The organism is Bacillus sp. FJAT-45066 (assembly GCF_002335755.1).
Taxonomy (GTDB): Bacteria; Bacillota; Bacilli; order Bacillales; family Bacillaceae_I; genus Bacillus_CD; species Bacillus_CD alkalisoli.
The window spans coordinates 1,418,305-1,435,077 of record NZ_NISQ01000001.1 but is presented as its reverse complement, the minus strand read 5'-3'; the positions used below and the strand labels follow the sequence as shown (position 1 = coordinate 1,435,077).

Genomic DNA, 16,773 nt, shown 5'->3' with positions numbered 1-16,773 from the left:
TTTTTTGTTAATTCCGAATATTTAGTTATTAAAATTAGCTAAATATTCTTGTTTCGGTTTAAATATAAAGATTTTCTATTCCTTTTCAACTGGAAAAGTGTTATATTATTTTCAACATATAGGAAAACTACATAGTTTTGTAAACGTTTTATGGGGGAAAAGGGATGACTATTAGAGCAGATAGTAGACATTTGTATTTGTTAGTGGTAGATAGATTAAAAAAAGACATTGAAAACGAAGTATTTAAAGAGAAAGAAAAATTGCCTTCAGAATTTGAATTATCACGTCAGCTCGGTGTAAGTAGAGCGACGTTACGAGAAGCACTCAGAGTGTTAGAGGAAGATGGAATTGTTGTACGTAGGCATGGTGTGGGAACGTTTGTTAATCCTAAACCAGTCTTTTCTTCTGGTATAGAACAATTAAATAGTGTGACGGAAATGATTAATCAAGCTGGAATGATTCCTGGAACCGTTCATTTAACTTCTTCCGTTAAAAGTGCTACCGAAGAAGATCAACGGAAGTTCCATGGTTTATCATTTGATGAAGTTCATCAATTTGAACGTGTTCGAACAGCAAACGGTCAACCAGTAGTGTTCTGTATTGACAAAATTCCGACGACAATCGTAAAAGAATATCAATTGAATAAAAATGAGTCCTTACTAAATTTATTAGAAAATGAAGCTGGTAGATATGTATCATATGCTGTAACTCATATTGAACCAATAGGTTATCACGAGAAAATTTCTCCTATTTTAGAGTGTGAGCCAGAATCAGCTTTACTTGTTTTGAAACAAATGCATTATGACCAATTTGATGAACCAATTTTATATTCAATTAATTACTTCAGAGCTGATAAATTTAGCTTTCATGTATTAAGAAAACGATTATAATTGCGTCACTTTACTAATAATATAAGTAACAATAGGGTAACAGTCATTGTTACCCTATTTTATTTACCATAATCATGTTATGTAAACCAAATCGTCAAACTTGAAAAACTTTCATCTTTTTCGTTATATTGGTAATAAGACTAAAGTCAACTACTCTTTGAAATAATAAGCATAGTAACACATAAAAGGAGGAAACGGTCTTTGAAACTAATCACAGAACAAATACATTCGCTTTCTGGATTAAAGTTACATATTGTACAGACAAATAAGTTTAAAACAAACACGATAGTTCTAAAGTTGAAAGCACCTTTAGACGAAGATGATGTAACACTAAGGTCTCTTTTAGCACACGTACTTCAGAACGGCACAGAGAGCTATCCAACATCAACAAAACTACGTTCTCATCTAGATAATCTTTACGGGGCAACTTTAAATGTTGATTTAAGCAAAAAAGGGGAAGACCATATTATTACATTCCGAATGGATGTTGCTAATGAAAAGTATTTAAGTGATAGCACACCATTGTTAAGAGATGCAATTGGATTGTTAGGCGAAATGTTATTAAAACCAGCTTTAGAAGGTAATGCTTTTCAAAAGAATACAGTAGAAAAAGAAAAACGAGCTTTAAAACAAAGAATTCAATCTGTTTTTGACGATAAAATGCGCTATTCAAGTCATAGATTAATTGAAGAAATGTGTAAAGAGGAGCCTTACAGACTCCCTGCTAATGGAATGAAGGAAAAAGTAGATGAGATTACTGCCGAAGCTTTATATAAATTTTATAAAGAAAGCCTCCCTGCCAATAAAATACACTTATACATTGTTGGAGATATAAAAGAAGATGAAGTAGTAGACGCGGTTTCTTCCGTTTTTACGATGGAAAAAAGCGATGCTTCTATGCGAAATGCAAACAAAACCAATAAAGAACTAAAAGAAGAAAATGAAGTTATTGAAAAGCAAGATGTTAAACAAGGAAAGTTAAATATAGGTTTTCGTACGAATATTACATTCAATGACCCTTTGTATTACGCACTGCAAGTAGGTAACGGTATTTTTGGTGGCTTTTCACATTCCAAATTATTTATTAATGTCAGGGAAAAGGAAAGCTTAGCATATTACGCTGCTTCGAGAGTTGAAAGTCATAAAGGATTGTTGCTCGTCATGTCTGGAGTAGATTCGAGTAACTATGAAAAAGCTGTCACTATTATTAAAGAGCAAATGAGTGCTATGCAAAATGGTGTTTTTACAGAGGAGGAAATATCCCAAACAAAAGCTGTAATTAAAAACCAGTTACTTGAAACAATTGATACACCTAGAGGGCTTGTTGAAGTCTTATTTAATAATGATAGCAAAACAGAACATAAAGAATTAGAAGAAGTAATACATGGTATTGAAAAAGTAACTAAAGAAGAAATAGTGGAAGCGTGTAAAAAGTTTCAATTAGATACCATCTACTTCTTAACTGGGAAGGAGGCGTAAAAATGGAAAAACTTCAGTTTAGCCAACTAGCAGAGTCGCTATATTTCGAGAAATTAGATAATGGCCTTCACGTCTACTTATTACCAAAAGAGGGATTCCATAAGACGTATGCAACATTTACAACGAAGTACGGCTCCATTGATAATAAATTTGTACCACTCGGTAAAGATGAGTTTTTGACTGTACCTGATGGGATTGCACACTTTTTAGAACATAAGTTATTTGAAAAAGAACACGGTGATGTATTCCAAGACTTTAGTAAACAAGGTGCATCCGCAAATGCTTTTACTTCGTTTACTAGAACTGCTTATTTGTTTTCTAGTACTTCTAATGTGGATGGAAATTTAGAAACATTATTAAACTTTGTTCAAGAGCCATATTTCACAGAAAAAACGGTAGAAAAAGAAAAAGGAATTATTGGCCAAGAAATTACGATGTATGATGATAATCCTGATTGGAGAGCATATTTTGGTCTAATTGAAAATATGTTCCACGAACACCCAGTGAAAATTGATATTGCAGGTACGAAAGAATCTATAGCAAAAGTAACAGCTGAACTACTTTACACTTGTTATGAAACGTTCTATCATCCAAGTAATATGTTATTGTTTATCGTTGGTCCAATGGATCCAGAAAAAATGATGAAGTTTGTGAAAGGTAATCAAGCGAAGAAAACGTTCAAAACTCCTCAAGAAATAAAGAGAGAATACGGTGATGAGCCAAAGTCTGTTGCCGAAAAGAAAAAAGTGCTTAAAATGAATGTTCATACTTCTAAATGTTTAGTAGGTGTAAAAGAAACGAATGTCGATAAACAAGGCGTTGAGTTATTAAAACACGAACTAACGATTAATGTCATCCTAGACTTTTTGTTCGGAAAAAGCTCCATTCATCATGAGGAATTATATGATGAAGGTTTAATTGATGAAACGTTCTCTTATGATTATACAGGTGAGAATGGTTTTGGGTTTGCAATGCTTGGTGGAGATACATCAAACCCTGATCGGCTACAAGAAAAGCTGGAAAACATTTTACTGAATTTTGATTCTAAAACTTTGACAGAAGAAGACCTTGAAAGAACGAAAAAGAAAAAGATTGGTTCATTTTTAAGGGCATTAAATTCTCCAGAGTTTATTGCAAATCAATTCACTCGCTACGCATTTAATGAAATGGAACTATTTGAAGTAATTCCGCAATTAGAACAAATTTCTTTAAGTGATATTGAGGTAGCTGCGAGCGAGTTCTTTAAAGAAGAAGCTTTAACGGTTTGTCAAGTTGTGCCAAAATAACAGATGGAAAGCACTCGTATTCTTTCGAGTGCTTCTTTTAGGTAAAGGGAAGTGGAAAAAAGTGAAAAATAGAGCGTTAATAATAGGTGCTAGTGGTGGGATTGGAAAAGCAATTTCCGAACAACTCATCCATGATGGATATTTCACCTACTTGCATTACAACAATGACGAAAAAACAGTTAATCAAATGGTAAACCAATATGGACAAGAAAAAGTGCGTCCAGTACAAGCTGACCTCTCATCCTATGACGGTGTCGAAAAGTTAAAAGCACAGATTAACACACCTATTGATACGATTGTTTACAACGCAGGAACAACTTTTTATGGACTCATTACTGATATTAGTAAGGCCGATAGGGACAAAATGATTCAGCTTAACATAACATCATTATACGAAACCATACAAACGTTACTACCCTCTATGATACAAAAAAAATCAGGGAATATAGTTGTAGTCTCTTCTGTATGGGGGCAAGTTGGTGCTTCATGTGAAGTGCTATATTCTATGACAAAAGGTGGACAAATTGCATTTGTTAAAGCATTAGCAAAAGAAGTGGCATTAAGTGGTATACGTGTTAATGCCGTTGCTCCTGGAGCAGTTCATACAAAAATGGTTGAACATTTTACCCAAGAAGAACTATTACAGTTAGCTGAAGACATTCCGTTAGGAAGATTAGCCCAATCGAAGGAAATTGCTGATGCTGTGAGCTTCTTATTGTCAGATAGAGCTAGTTACATTACTGGAGAAATAATGAATGTAAATGGCGGATGGTTTTAATGCATAAATCCTTCCATGTGAATACATACTATTCTTGAAGTTATTTTGGAAGGAGGAACAAAGATGTCTGTATTAGAAAACTGGGAACAGTGGAAAAACTTTTTAGGTGATCGCCTTGATCATGCTCAACATGAAGGTGTGGACCAAAATACAATTAGTCAACTTGCTTACGAAATCGGTGACTACTTAGCAAAAGAAGTAGAAGCAAAAAATGAGCAAGAAAAAGTATTAGCGGATCTTTGGAAAGTAGCTTCTCCAGAAGAACAACATGCGATTGCAAATATGATGGTAAAATTAGTTAGGAACGACGGTACGTACTAAGAGAGGATAATAACCTCTCTTTTTTTTGTTCTTTATGTTTAATTTTTTTAATTAATTTATAATATCACTTTCTTATTCCTATCAATTTAGCTATTATAAAATTAAAGATGTCGGAAAATATAGATTGGAGAGGAAGTATGGAGAAAAAAGAATGGTACTTAGAATATGAAATCCATATAAACAGACCTGGACTACTTGGTGATATAGCTTCTCTACTCGGTATGTTATCTATCAACATTGTAACTATAAATGGTGTTGATGACATGAGACGTGGAATGTTACTATTAAGCGAAACAAATGAGCAGATAGCAAGGCTTGAATCTATTTTAAATACAATGGATAATATAACAGTAAAGAAATTAAGGGAACCGAAGTTAAGAGATCGTTTAGCGGTTCGGCACGGGCGTTATATTCAAAGAGATGCTGACGATAAAAAAACATTCCGATTTGTAAGAGATGAATTAGGTTTACTAGTTGACTTTTTGGCAGAATTATTTAAACAAGATGGTCATAAATTAATTGGAGTCAGAGGCATGCCACGAGTAGGGAAGACGGAATCCATTGTCGCTTCTAGTGTTTGCGCAAATAAACGCTGGTTATTTGTCTCGAGTACATTATTAAAGCAAACCATTAGAAGTCAACTCATTCAAGATGAATATGATGTAAATAATCTATTTATTATTGATGGAATTGTTTCCACAAAACGAGCGAACGAAAAACATTGGCAGTTAGTGAGAGAAATTATGAGACTACCTGCTGTGAAAGTAGTGGAACACCCAGATATTTTTGTTCAAAACACAGAATACAACTTAGAAGACTTCGACTACATAATAGAAATCAGAAACAATCCGGACGAAGAAATTACATTTGAACCTCCACAAGAAAACAAAATGTTTGATGAGAACCCATTCGGGGGATTTGACTTTTAACTGAGTCCGTTTTACTAAACGAACTTAAATTTAAAATATGATAGAGAGCCTAATTAAATGGAAGGTGTTTTATTTTGACTGAATTAGGAAATAAACTGAAAGTGGCTAGAGAAGCGAAAAGCTTGTCTTTAGAAGATTTACAAAGTATTACTAAAATACAAAAGCGATATTTAATCGGGATTGAAGAAGGCGATTATTCCAAAATGCCTGGTGCTTTTTACGCACGTGCTTTTATAAAACAATATGCAGAAGCAGTTGGACTAGATCCAGACATTTTATTTGAAGAACACAAATCAGATATTCCAACAAACTCAAAAAGTGAATTACCTGATCAACTATCTAGAGTAAAAACTAGAAGGCAAGTCCCGAGCGAAGATTCTAAAATTATTCAGCTACTTCCGAAAGTTTTAGGTGTGCTTGTCATCATTGCACTTTTTGTACTAATTTGGCTACTATTTTTGAGTAAAACAGGGGAAAACCCGAATACTCAACAAAATAATAATGAAGCGCCTTTAGATTATGAGGCACCAGCAATCGTAGATGAAGAAACAAATGAACCAGAAGAGCCGGTGGAAGAAGAACCGATAGAGGAAGAGCCAGAGCCTTCTACAGGGACGTTACAACTAATAAGTCAATCAGGTACTAATGCAACGTTTGAACTTACTGGAACGGATGTATTTACGGTAGAAATGTCTTCTACTGGTGGACCTTGGATTGGAGTAGAGAACAATGCCGGTCAGAAGTTTTTCTTCGATACGCTACCGAATGGTGAAACCGAAACCTTTGATTTCTCCAACGAAAGAGAAGTGATCTTTAACATCGGTAATACAATTGATACTATCCTAGTGATTAACGGTGAAACGTTTGAATACCCACTTGATCCGCAAGCTTCTGTTAGACAAGGTATCACGATTATATTCACTCCAGCTTCTGAAGAATAAAGTCATCAAAAGTATTTTGATGGCTTTTTCTCTTATTAATTTAAGGTTGAATTAACTTCATAATTACGGTCGTTTCATTAAAAAAAGATTATTTTATTATGTGAGTGAGTTTCATAATGTACAATTACTAAACGAAAAATTAATATTAAACCTATTCTTTCATATAATTAACGTTTTATATCGAAAGTTATTTAATTATAATAAACTTAACATTCGTTTTTCACTAAACGAACAGTAATTTTGAAATTGATTCATGTAATTGACTCGGCTGAAAATGGACAAAGTTAGTTAAATTTTGTATAGTTTAATGGCGCAACCAGTTATAGGAGGAAAAAAAGTGAATTTACCTAATAAAATTACCGTATCAAGAATATTGTTAATCCCACTGTTCTTATTTTTAATGCTTACAGACTTAAATTGGGGTTCGCTTATTATTAATGACCTTTCTTTACCGTACGCACATCTTATTGGAGCATTAGTATTTATTATTGCTTCCGTAACAGATTGGGTGGATGGCTATTATGCTAGGAAATTAAACCTAGTAACTAATTTAGGGAAATTTTTAGACCCACTTGCTGATAAGTTATTAGTTTCAGCTGCTTTAATTGCTCTTGTTGAGCTTGGTTTGGCACCTGCATGGATTGTAATCATTATTATTAGCCGTGAGTTTGCGGTTACAGGGCTTCGCCTAGTATTAGCTGGTGAAGGGGAAGTAGTGGCAGCAAACATGTTAGGGAAAATTAAAACATGGGCTCAAATTATTGCTGTTTCTGCACTACTATTACATAATGTTCCTTTTGGTTTAATCGGAATACCATTTGATATAATTGCGTTATGGGTAGCAATGATATTTACTGTAATTTCCGGCTGGGATTACTTTTACAAAAACCGTCAAGCTTTTATAAATTCTAAGTAAGCTTTTTACGAATTTACTAGAAATGAAATGCAATGTAAAAGGAGCTTTTTTACATGAAATTGAAGGCAGAAATAATTGCTGTTGGTTCAGAACTTTTGTTAGGGCAAATATGTAATACGAATGCACAGTTTCTGTCTGAACAGCTTGCAGAACTTGGTGTAGATGTTTATTTCCATACAGTAGTGGGAGATAACTCGGAAAGATTGACGAAAGCAATCGACCATGCCAAAACCCGCTCTAATTTTATTATTTTTTCAGGTGGACTTGGCCCTACAAAGGATGACTTAACTAAAGAAACAATTGCAAATTCTTTCAATAAAAAATTGGTGATGGATGAAGAAGCACTTCTTTCAATTGAAGATTATTTTGTTAAAACAAATCGATTAATGACGGAGAACAACAAGAAACAAGCCCTTGTATTAGAAGGTTGTACGGTCTTGAAAAATGATACAGGAATGGCACCTGGAATGGCTCTTTCGGAAAATGGTTATACGTATATGTTATTACCTGGTCCTCCAAAAGAATTAATTCCTATGTTTCTTAACTATGGTCGTGAATATATTACATCTGTACAAGGAGTAAAGGAGCGAATTTTTTCTAGAGTACTTCGCTTCTTTGGTATCGGGGAATCGCAACTAGAAACAGAGATAGAAGAGATTATTGATTCTCAAACAAACCCAACGATAGCTCCGCTTGCTGGTGATCACGAAGTAACTCTTCGCCTTACAGCAAAACACCATTCGGAAACAGAAGCTTCAAAACTATTGGATGATACAGAAAAGAAAATCCAATCAATTGTAGGAGATTTTTTCTACGGTTATGATGAAGATACAATTTTTTCTGTGTTATTTAACAGAATTGAAAAATCACAATACACAATCAGCAGTGCGGAAAGCTTAACAGGAGGGTTATTTAGCGAAAAAATGACTAGTTTTACTGGAGCATCTTCTGTACTCGAAGGTTGTATCGTTAGTTACACAAATGAAGTGAAACAAAATGTTTTACATGTTTCTTCGGAAACATTACAAAATTGTGGTGCTGTAAGTGAAGAGTGTGCAAAAGAGATGGCAGAAGGTGTGAAAGAGCTGTTAAACACTAGTATTGGTATTAGCTTTACAGGTGTTGCTGGACCTGGTACGATGGACGGAAAACCTATCGGTACAGTTTACATCGGTATTGCATTGCCGAGTGGCAAAACGGTTGTACATCACGTGAAACTAGCAGGTACTAGAGATACTATTAGACAAAGAACTGTAAAGTATGGATGTTATTATCTATTAAAAGAACTTAATATGTAGACAAAAACAAACTTGGAGTATATTAATGCTGCAAGTTTGTTTTTTTGAAAATTATTATTTTACGTTGATTTTTTGCAGGAAATTACTAATTTCACTAAGAGAATTATGAATTTACCAGTAGCATTTTAAAAAATAAACCGAATAGATGTTCGTTTTTTAGTTGCTAAATGACAAGAAAAATTGTATAGTAATAGTAGTTGTTAGATTGATAGATATTTAAGGGGGAACACTGATGAGCGATCGTAAGGCTGCATTAGATATGGCATTAAAACAAATAGAAAAGCAATTTGGTAAAGGCTCCATTATGAAACTAGGAGAACAAACGGACCGTAGAGTTTCAACGATACCAAGTGGTTCATTAGCATTAGACGTTGCGTTAGGAGCCGGAGGTTATCCACGCGGAAGGGTGGTAGAAATTTATGGACCGGAATCTTCTGGTAAAACAACAGTTGCTTTACATGCAATTGCAGAAGTGCAAAATCAAGGTGGACAAGCTGCATTTATCGATGCTGAGCATGCATTAGATCCAGTATATGCTCAAAGATTAGGTGTAAACATTGATGAACTATTACTTTCTCAACCAGATACTGGAGAGCAAGCATTAGAAATCGCAGAAGCACTAGTAAGAAGTGGTGCAGTAGACATTATCGTTGTAGACTCAGTAGCTGCACTTGTTCCAAAAGCAGAGATTGAAGGTGAGATGGGAGACTCTCACGTAGGTCTTCAAGCGAGATTAATGTCGCAAGCGATGCGTAAATTATCTGGAGCATTAAGTAAATCTAAAACAATCGCTCTATTCATTAACCAAATTCGTGAAAAAGTTGGAGTAATGTTTGGTAACCCTGAAACTACTCCTGGTGGACGTGCATTAAAGTTTTATAGCTCTGTCCGTCTAGAAGTTCGTCGTGCAGAACAATTAAAGCAAGGCAACGACGTGGTGGGTAACAAGACAAAAATTAAAGTAGTAAAAAATAAAATTGCCCCACCATTTAAAACGGCAGAAGTAGATATAATGTACGGACTAGGAATTTCTAGAGAAGGCGAAATAATTGATATGGGCTCTGATCTAGATATCGTTCAAAAGAGTGGTTCATGGTACTCATACAATGAAGAACGCCTTGGTCAAGGTCGTGAAAATGCGAAACAATTCTTAAAAGAAAACCCTGCACTTTTACAAGAAATCTATGTGAAAATCAGAAATCATTATGGATTAGATGAAGAAGTAGTTGCACCACCAGAATCCGATCAAGATGACTCTAATTTACTATAAATAAAAGCTATTAAAGCTGAGAATAAGGATGCAATTATCTTAAGCATCCTTTTTTCAGTTTTTTATTTAAGCTATTTACGAAAAAAAATTCCTATATAAAACATAAGTAAAAGAGGAAAATTGATGTGATTTTACTGTTTTATAAAAATTAGTAAAAAATATTTTGTAAATTTCGTCATTTTCTAGCTCATATTGACAAAAAACAAGAAATCTACGTACTGACTAGCTTGACAATAAATTTTTCCACATTTACAATTAAATATGTATATTTTATACTTTGTTAGAATTTTAGAGCTATAAAAAAGCTAAAAGCCTTTGAGCAGTATGTTGACAAACTATCATAACAATGTACATGCCGACAAATGAAATCTAGCAATAAAAAATTCATAGCAAGAGGAGGTGGAATAATGGATATTCTACAAATTATCATCTCCGCTTTGCTTGGTCTAGTCGTCGGTGCAGTTGTTGGCTTTTATGTTCGTAAAACCATTGCTGAACAAAGAATCCTTGGGGCTAAAAACGCAGCAGAACAAATAGTGGAAGAAGCTAAGAGAGAAGCTGAGTCTTTAAAGAAAGAAGCCCTTCTAGAAGCTAAGGATGAAATTCACAAACTTCGCACGGATGCTGAAAGAGACATTCGTGACCGTAGAAGCGAACTACAAAAACAAGAAAATCGTTTAATGCAGAAAGAAGAGAACCTTGATCGAAAAGATGACACGTTAGATAAACGTGAAATCTCTTTAGAAAAGCGTGAGGATTCTCTAAACGAGAGACAACAGCATATAGAAGAATTAGAGAGCAAAGCGGATGAGATGGTGCGAAAACAGCAAGAAGAGTTAGAACGTATTTCAGCTTTAACTCGTGATGAAGCGAAATCCATTATCTTAGACCGTGTTGAAAACGAACTATCCCACGACATTGCTCTAATGCTTAAAGAAAGTGAACTAAGAGCTAAAGAGGAAGCGGATAAAAAGGCGAAAGATATTTTATCATTAGCGATTCAACGTTGTGCTGCTGACCACGTTGCTGAGACAACCGTGTCGGTAGTAAACTTACCGAATGATGAAATGAAAGGTCGAATTATCGGTCGTGAAGGAAGAAACATTCGTACGTTAGAAACATTAACAGGTATTGATTTAATTATTGATGATACACCTGAGGCTGTAATTCTTTCTGGCTTTGATCCTATTCGTCGAGAAACAGCTCGTCTAGCGTTAGATAAACTTGTTCAAGATGGAAGGATTCACCCAGCGCGTATTGAAGAAATGGTTGAAAAATCAAGAAGAGAAGTGGATGAATACATTCGTGAAGTTGGAGAACAAACAACTTTTGAAGTAGGAGTTCATGGTTTACATCCTGACTTGATTAAAATCTTAGGACGTTTGAAATTCCGTACAAGCTATGGCCAAAATGTTTTAAAACATTCTATGGAAGTAGCGTTCCTTGCTGGTTTAATGGCATCTGAACTTGGTGAAGATGAAACATTAGCACGCAGAGCGGGCTTGTTACATGATATTGGAAAAGCTGTTGACCATGAAGTAGAAGGTAGCCACGTTGAAATAGGTGTGGAACTTGCTACGAAATATAAAGAGCATCCAGTTGTCATTAACAGTATTGCTTCTCATCACGGAGATAAAGAAGCAACTTCGATTATAGCAGTTCTAGTTGCTGCAGCTGATGCATTATCTGCTGCAAGACCGGGCGCACGTAGTGAAACATTAGAAAACTACATTCGTCGTCTTGAAAAGCTAGAAGAAATTTCAGAGTCTTATGATGGCGTTGAAAAATCTTTTGCTATTCAAGCTGGTAGAGAAGTGAGAATCATCGTTAAGCCTGATTCTATCGATGATTTGGAAGCGCATCGTCTAGCAAGAGATATTCGTAAACGAATTGAAGAAGAGCTTGATTACCCTGGACATATTAAAGTAACAGTAATCAGGGAAACAAGAGCAGTTGAATACGCAAAATAAAGTGGTGATCTCTCACCACTTTATTTTTTTTTTGAGAGCTATATTATTAGCTTAGTGTTGATAATTAAATACTAATACCTGTTGATTTCCGTGCAACGCTGAGACTCCTGCGGGAGAAGCGGGGAACGGGAGACCCCACAGGCGCTTGCGCAAGGGAGGCTCCCGGCGCCACGAAAAGTTTGAAGCGGCTTGTTCAGCTCCGACAAGCATAAGACAGGGAAAAATTGAGGATGCTTTTTGTCCTCAAGGCAATCATGGCTTATGTCTCGAGAAGCTAGCCGCTGAAACTAGACACGACCGCGGAAAGCGAAGCCTTGCACGGAAATCAACATCAAACGTTAACAAAGCCTTTTTGAGAAATAGAAGACTTATTTGAAAAAAAGCTGTTATTATGACAAACTAGTGAGAAAGAAAGAGTAAGAAAGGATTAATACATATGAAAATATTATTTATAGGAGACGTTGTAGGCTCTCCTGGTAGAGATATGGTAAAAGAATACTTACCAAAACTAAAAAGTAAATACAACCCAGCATTAACAATTGTTAATGGAGAAAACGCTGCAGGTGGTAAAGGAATTACAGAGAAGATATATCAAGGATTCCTAGCCGCTGGAGCACAGGTAGTAACATTAGGAAATCACACGTGGGACAATAGGGAAATTTTCGAATTTATAGACAAAGCAAAACAAATGATTCGACCAGCGAATTTTCATAAAGATACACCTGGTAAAGGGATTGTTTATTTTTCTGTAAGTGGTAAAGAAATTGCTGTAATCAACTTACAAGGAAGAACGTTTTTACAACCAATTGACTGTCCGTTTGAAAAAGCATCGGAATTAATAGAAGAAGCGAGAAAAAGAACAAAGATAATTTTTGTTGATTTTCATGCTGAAGCAACAAGTGAAAAACAAGCGATGGGTTGGTATTTAGACGGTAAAGTTTCTGCAGTTGTTGGTACACATACCCACGTGCAAACAAACGATTACCGAATATTACCCGAAGGTACAGCTTATATGACAGATGCCGGTATGACAGGCCCATATGACGGAATACTTGGTGTTGAAAGAGAAGCCGTATTAAAAAGATTTATAACATCATTACCTGTTAGGTTTGAAGTGACAACAGGTAGAGCACAATTAAATGGGGTAATCATTGATATAGATACGAACACTGGAATAGCAAAAACGATTAAACCAATTTTAATTAATGATGACCATCCATTTTTTGATTGATTGATAACTGCGTTTTTTTTAAATATTTAGATAAATAAAATGATACAAGCTGGAATATGTTTAAGTTCTCCTGAATATAGTAGCAGTGATAATAGTATACAGACTACCATCTGTCATTCACCATACACTGTAAACGTTAAGGAGGAACTAGAAATGGAAATATTAAAGGTTTCAGCCAAGTCCAACCCAAACTCTGTAGCAGGAGCGCTAGCAGGAGTGTTAAGAGAAAGAGGTGCAGCAGAAATTCAAGCAATTGGTGCAGGGGCTCTAAATCAGGCTGTAAAAGCTGTAGCGATTGCTAGAGGTTTTGTAGCGCCAAGTGGTGTAGATTTAATTTGTATTCCAGCCTTTACAGACATACTAATTGATGGCGAGGAAAGAACTGCGATTAAACTGATTATCGAACCTAGATGACATTTCATGCATAACTATAATAAAACCTGTATGCATTTTTTAATGCACTACAGGTTTTTTGTATTCAGTCGGTATTCTTAATTTGTATAATAAAACGTAATAATATATACAAAGGGGATGACACACTATGAAAATATTTGATGCGCACAGTGATGTGCTTTATAAAATGTACCTAGATAGAAAAATAAATTTTAAAGATAGTCCTAAACTTCATATTACATATGACCAGTTAAAACATTCAAAAGCCAAAGTTCAATCTTTTGCGCTTTATGTACCAGAAAATGAACTTAATCGAGCGTTTGAAGTAACAATTGAAATGATTGATATATTTTATCAAAAAATATTGAAGAACTTTCCAAAAATGAGATTGGTAACGTCTCAAGAAGATATTCAAAATTTAAAAGATGATGAGATTGGTGCCATGTTATCACTAGAAGGCTGTGAAGCGATTGGTATAAGTTTAGAGAAATTAAGAACCTTTTATAGACTTGGTGTTACATCAATTGGCTTAACATGGAATCATGCCAATCTAGTTGGAGATGGTGTGTTAGAGAAACGTAATGCAGGTTTAACTTCGTTTGGAAAAGAAGTTGTTATCCAAAACAACTTAGCAAATGTATGGACGGATGTATCACACTTATCCGAAACAGGATTTTGGGAGGTAATGGACATTGGTGAGATGGTAATAGCTTCACACTCTAACGTCAAATTATTATGCGATCACCCTCGAAATTTATCGGATGAACAAATAAATGCAATAATTAAAAAAGATGGTGTAATCGGAATTACATTTGTTCCACAGTTTTTAGTGCAACATGGAAAAGCAACTATAACAGATGCTCTTAAACATTTAGAACATATATGTTCATTAGGTGGAGAAAAACATGTTGGTTTTGGTTCGGATTTTGATGGAATCGATGAAACTGTAGTGGGATTAGAAAATTACAGTAAATATAGTGATTTGATTAATATGCTGCAAAAATATTATTCTGAAACACAAGTAAATAATTTTTTATTTAATAATTTTGTTCGGAAATACCATAAACAATAGGATTTTCTGTAAAATAATATCGCTTACATGTTTTACTGAAAAAATTTTTAGAATTTTTCTAAAGAAATTTAATCAAAGGGTTGTATTTTTAAATAAATAGGTCTAAAATGAAAGCGTTTAGTACATATCCAAAATCAATGCAAACTTAATTTTTTGAATTATCCGAGCGTAATTTATAGTTATTTGATTGGAAAAGTGCTACAATATTATTCGACTACAAATTGTGACATTGAGCGCATTTTTTAAAGGGGTGTAAGACACATGATCAATCAACTTTCATGGAAAGTTGGAGGGCAACAAGGAGAAGGTATCGAAAGTACAGGTGAAATTTTCTCCATCGCATTAAACCGTTTAGGATATTACTTATATGGTTACCGCCACTTCTCTTCACGTATTAAAGGTGGTCATACTAACAATAAGATTCGTGTTAGCACTACACAAGTTCGTTCTATTTCTGATGATCTTGATATATTAGTAGCTTTTGACCAAGAAACAATCGATGTAAACTATCATGAACTTCGTCAAGGTGGGGTTGTCATTGCTGACGCTAAATTTAACCCATCTGTACCTGAAGATGGAAAAGCTACTTTGTATGCGGTTCCATTTACAGAAATTGCTACTGAACTAGGAACTTCACTAATGAAAAACATGGTTGCAGTAGGTGCATCAAGTGCGATTTTAGATCTAGATATCGAAGCGTTTCGTGTAGTTGTACAAGAAATCTTCGGTAGAAAAGGTGCACAAATCGTAGAAAAGAACATGGAAGCAATTAAAGCTGGTTTTGATTTTGTAAAAGACAGCGACGAAAATGTACAAACCATGCAATTAGCAAAAGCGGATGGTCAAAATCGTTTATTCATGATTGGTAACGATGCAATCGCTTTCGGTGCTGTTGCTGCGGGTTCTCGTTTTATGCCTGCATACCCAATTACTCCAGCATCTGAAATTATGGAGTACTTAATTAAGAAACTTCCAAAATTCGGTGGGACAGTAATTCAAACAGAAGATGAAATTGCTGCATGTACAATGGCAATTGGTGCGAACTATGCTGGTGTTCGTACGTTAACAGCTTCTGCTGGACCTGGTTTATCTTTAATGATGGAAGCAATCGGTTTATCTGGTATGACGGAAACTCCTCTAGTTGTTGTAGACACTCAACGTGGAGGACCAAGTACTGGTTTACCAACGAAAATTGAGCAATCTGACTTAATGGCTATGATTTACGGTACACATGGTGAGATTCCTAAAGTAGTAATTGCACCAAGTACAGTACAAGAAGCTTTCTATGACACTATTGAAGCTTTTAACATTGCTGAGGAATATCAATGTCCAGTTATTCTTTTAACTGACTTACAATTATCTTTAGGTAAACAAACAGTTGATCCTTTAGATTACTCTAAAATTGAAGTTCGTCGTGGTAAATACAATCCAAATCAAGAGTTACCTGAAATCGAAAACAAAGGCTACTTCAAACGTTATGAAGTAACAGAAGATGGAGTTTCTCCTCGTGTTGTACCTGGTATGAAAAATGGTATCCACCATGTAACAGGAGTTGAACATGAAGAAACAGGTAAACCATCTGAAGCTACTGCTAACCGTCAAGCTCAAATGGATAAGCGTTTACGCAAACTAAATAACATTAAATTTGATACGCCTGTGTATGTTAATGCAAAGCATGAAGATCCAGATGTATTAATCGTTGGATTCAACTCTACAAGAGGTACAATTGAAGAAGCGATGGAAAGACTAGAACTTGATGGTGTGAAAGCAAACCACGCTCAAGTACGTCTAGTTCATCCATTCCCAACGGAAGAAATCCTTCCACATGTAAAAGCGGCTAAAAAAGTATTTGTTGTGGAATATAATGCTACAGGACAGCTTACTAGCATCTTGAAAATGAATGTTGGACATGCTGAAAAAATTAGTAGCATCTTGAAGTATGATGGAGATCCATTCTTACCGAAAGAAATTCACGCAAAGTGCAAGGAGCTGTTATAAG

At 35.1% G+C, this 16,773-nt stretch carries 15 protein-coding genes; all 15 read left to right on the top strand.

What is annotated here, in order from left to right; genetic code table 11:
- Positions 1-164 precede the first annotated feature (164 nt).
- The 15 genes from CDZ92_RS07285 to CDZ92_RS07215 all read left to right on the top strand — a co-directional run bounded on the left by CDZ92_RS07285 (position 165) and on the right by CDZ92_RS07215 (position 16,772).
- Complete coding sequence (locus CDZ92_RS07285) at positions 165-890, top strand: GntR family transcriptional regulator (RefSeq protein ID WP_096154581.1); 726 nt, start codon at positions 165-167, stop codon at positions 888-890.
- A 201-nt stretch (positions 891-1,091) separates the two neighbouring features.
- Complete coding sequence (yfmF, locus tag CDZ92_RS07280) at positions 1,092-2,369, top strand: EF-P 5-aminopentanol modification-associated protein YfmF (protein WP_096154580.1); 1,278 nt, start codon at positions 1,092-1,094, stop codon at positions 2,367-2,369.
- Positions 2,370-2,371: 2 nt separating this feature from the next.
- Positions 2,372-3,655 carry an EF-P 5-aminopentanol modification-associated protein YfmH gene (yfmH, locus tag CDZ92_RS07275; protein WP_096154579.1) on the top strand — a complete coding sequence of 428 codons (1,284 nt, stop codon included), beginning with the start codon at positions 2,372-2,374 and terminating at the stop codon, positions 3,653-3,655.
- 61 nt (positions 3,656-3,716) lie between these two features.
- On the top strand, positions 3,717-4,433 hold the full coding sequence (gene ymfI, locus CDZ92_RS07270; protein ID WP_096154578.1) for an elongation factor P 5-aminopentanone reductase: 717 nt from the start codon (positions 3,717-3,719) through the stop codon (positions 4,431-4,433).
- Between the two features lie 63 nt (positions 4,434-4,496).
- A complete protein-coding gene (locus CDZ92_RS07265; RefSeq protein WP_096154577.1) occupies positions 4,497-4,754 on the top strand; it encodes a DUF3243 domain-containing protein in 258 nt (85 codons plus the stop codon).
- Between the two features lie 137 nt (positions 4,755-4,891).
- A complete protein-coding gene (locus CDZ92_RS07260; RefSeq protein ID WP_096154576.1) occupies positions 4,892-5,683 on the top strand; it encodes a DUF3388 domain-containing protein in 792 nt (263 codons plus the stop codon).
- Positions 5,684-5,757: 74 nt separating this feature from the next.
- The gene (locus tag CDZ92_RS07255) at positions 5,758-6,624 is read left to right on the top strand and encodes a helix-turn-helix domain-containing protein (RefSeq protein ID WP_157842728.1); all 867 of its coding nucleotides are present in this window, start codon (positions 5,758-5,760) and stop codon (positions 6,622-6,624) included.
- Positions 6,625-6,961: 337 nt separating this feature from the next.
- Positions 6,962-7,540, top strand: a complete 579-nt coding sequence (pgsA, locus tag CDZ92_RS07250) for a CDP-diacylglycerol--glycerol-3-phosphate 3-phosphatidyltransferase (RefSeq protein WP_096154574.1) — start codon at positions 6,962-6,964, stop codon at positions 7,538-7,540.
- A gap of 59 nt (positions 7,541-7,599) precedes the next feature.
- Positions 7,600-8,838 carry a competence/damage-inducible protein A gene (locus tag CDZ92_RS07245; protein ID WP_096156947.1) on the top strand — a complete coding sequence of 413 codons (1,239 nt, stop codon included), beginning with the start codon at positions 7,600-7,602 and terminating at the stop codon, positions 8,836-8,838.
- Between the two features lie 232 nt (positions 8,839-9,070).
- On the top strand, positions 9,071-10,108 hold the full coding sequence (recA, locus tag CDZ92_RS07240) for a recombinase RecA (RefSeq protein ID WP_096154573.1): 1,038 nt from the start codon (positions 9,071-9,073) through the stop codon (positions 10,106-10,108).
- A gap of 407 nt (positions 10,109-10,515) precedes the next feature.
- Positions 10,516-12,078 carry a ribonuclease Y gene (rny, locus tag CDZ92_RS07235; protein ID WP_096154572.1) on the top strand — a complete coding sequence of 521 codons (1,563 nt, stop codon included), beginning with the start codon at positions 10,516-10,518 and terminating at the stop codon, positions 12,076-12,078.
- Between the two features lie 436 nt (positions 12,079-12,514).
- Positions 12,515-13,309, top strand: coding sequence for a TIGR00282 family metallophosphoesterase (locus tag CDZ92_RS07230; RefSeq protein ID WP_096154571.1), 795 nt, complete (start codon positions 12,515-12,517; stop codon positions 13,307-13,309).
- Positions 13,310-13,462: 153 nt separating this feature from the next.
- A complete protein-coding gene (gene spoVS, locus CDZ92_RS07225) occupies positions 13,463-13,723 on the top strand; it encodes a stage V sporulation protein SpoVS (RefSeq protein WP_029281188.1) in 261 nt (86 codons plus the stop codon).
- A 127-nt stretch (positions 13,724-13,850) separates the two neighbouring features.
- Complete coding sequence (locus CDZ92_RS07220) at positions 13,851-14,774, top strand: dipeptidase (protein WP_096154570.1); 924 nt, start codon at positions 13,851-13,853, stop codon at positions 14,772-14,774.
- A gap of 261 nt (positions 14,775-15,035) precedes the next feature.
- Positions 15,036-16,772 carry a 2-oxoacid:acceptor oxidoreductase subunit alpha gene (locus CDZ92_RS07215; protein ID WP_096154569.1) on the top strand — a complete coding sequence of 579 codons (1,737 nt, stop codon included), beginning with the start codon at positions 15,036-15,038 and terminating at the stop codon, positions 16,770-16,772.
- The last annotated feature ends 1 nt before the right edge of the window (position 16,773 follow it).

Excerpts from the sequence above, each read along its gene's own strand:
- recA (WP_096154573.1), top strand. The coding sequence starts at position 9,071 with ATGAGCGATCGTAAGGCTGCATTAGATATGGCATTAAAACAAATAGAA.
- CDZ92_RS07230 (WP_096154571.1), top strand. The coding sequence starts at position 12,515 with ATGAAAATATTATTTATAGGAGACGTTGTAGGCTCTCCTGGTAGAGAT.
- yfmH (WP_096154579.1), top strand. The coding sequence starts at position 2,372 with ATGGAAAAACTTCAGTTTAGCCAACTAGCAGAGTCGCTATATTTCGAG.
- CDZ92_RS07215 (WP_096154569.1), top strand. The coding sequence starts at position 15,036 with ATGATCAATCAACTTTCATGGAAAGTTGGAGGGCAACAAGGAGAAGGT.
- CDZ92_RS07260 (WP_096154576.1), top strand. The coding sequence starts at position 4,892 with ATGGAGAAAAAAGAATGGTACTTAGAATATGAAATCCATATAAACAGA.
- CDZ92_RS07265 (WP_096154577.1), top strand. The coding sequence starts at position 4,497 with ATGTCTGTATTAGAAAACTGGGAACAGTGGAAAAACTTTTTAGGTGAT.
- spoVS (WP_029281188.1), top strand. The coding sequence starts at position 13,463 with ATGGAAATATTAAAGGTTTCAGCCAAGTCCAACCCAAACTCTGTAGCA.
- CDZ92_RS07285 (WP_096154581.1), top strand. The coding sequence starts at position 165 with ATGACTATTAGAGCAGATAGTAGACATTTGTATTTGTTAGTGGTAGAT.
- rny (WP_096154572.1), top strand. The coding sequence starts at position 10,516 with ATGGATATTCTACAAATTATCATCTCCGCTTTGCTTGGTCTAGTCGTC.
- CDZ92_RS07220 (WP_096154570.1), top strand. The coding sequence starts at position 13,851 with ATGAAAATATTTGATGCGCACAGTGATGTGCTTTATAAAATGTACCTA.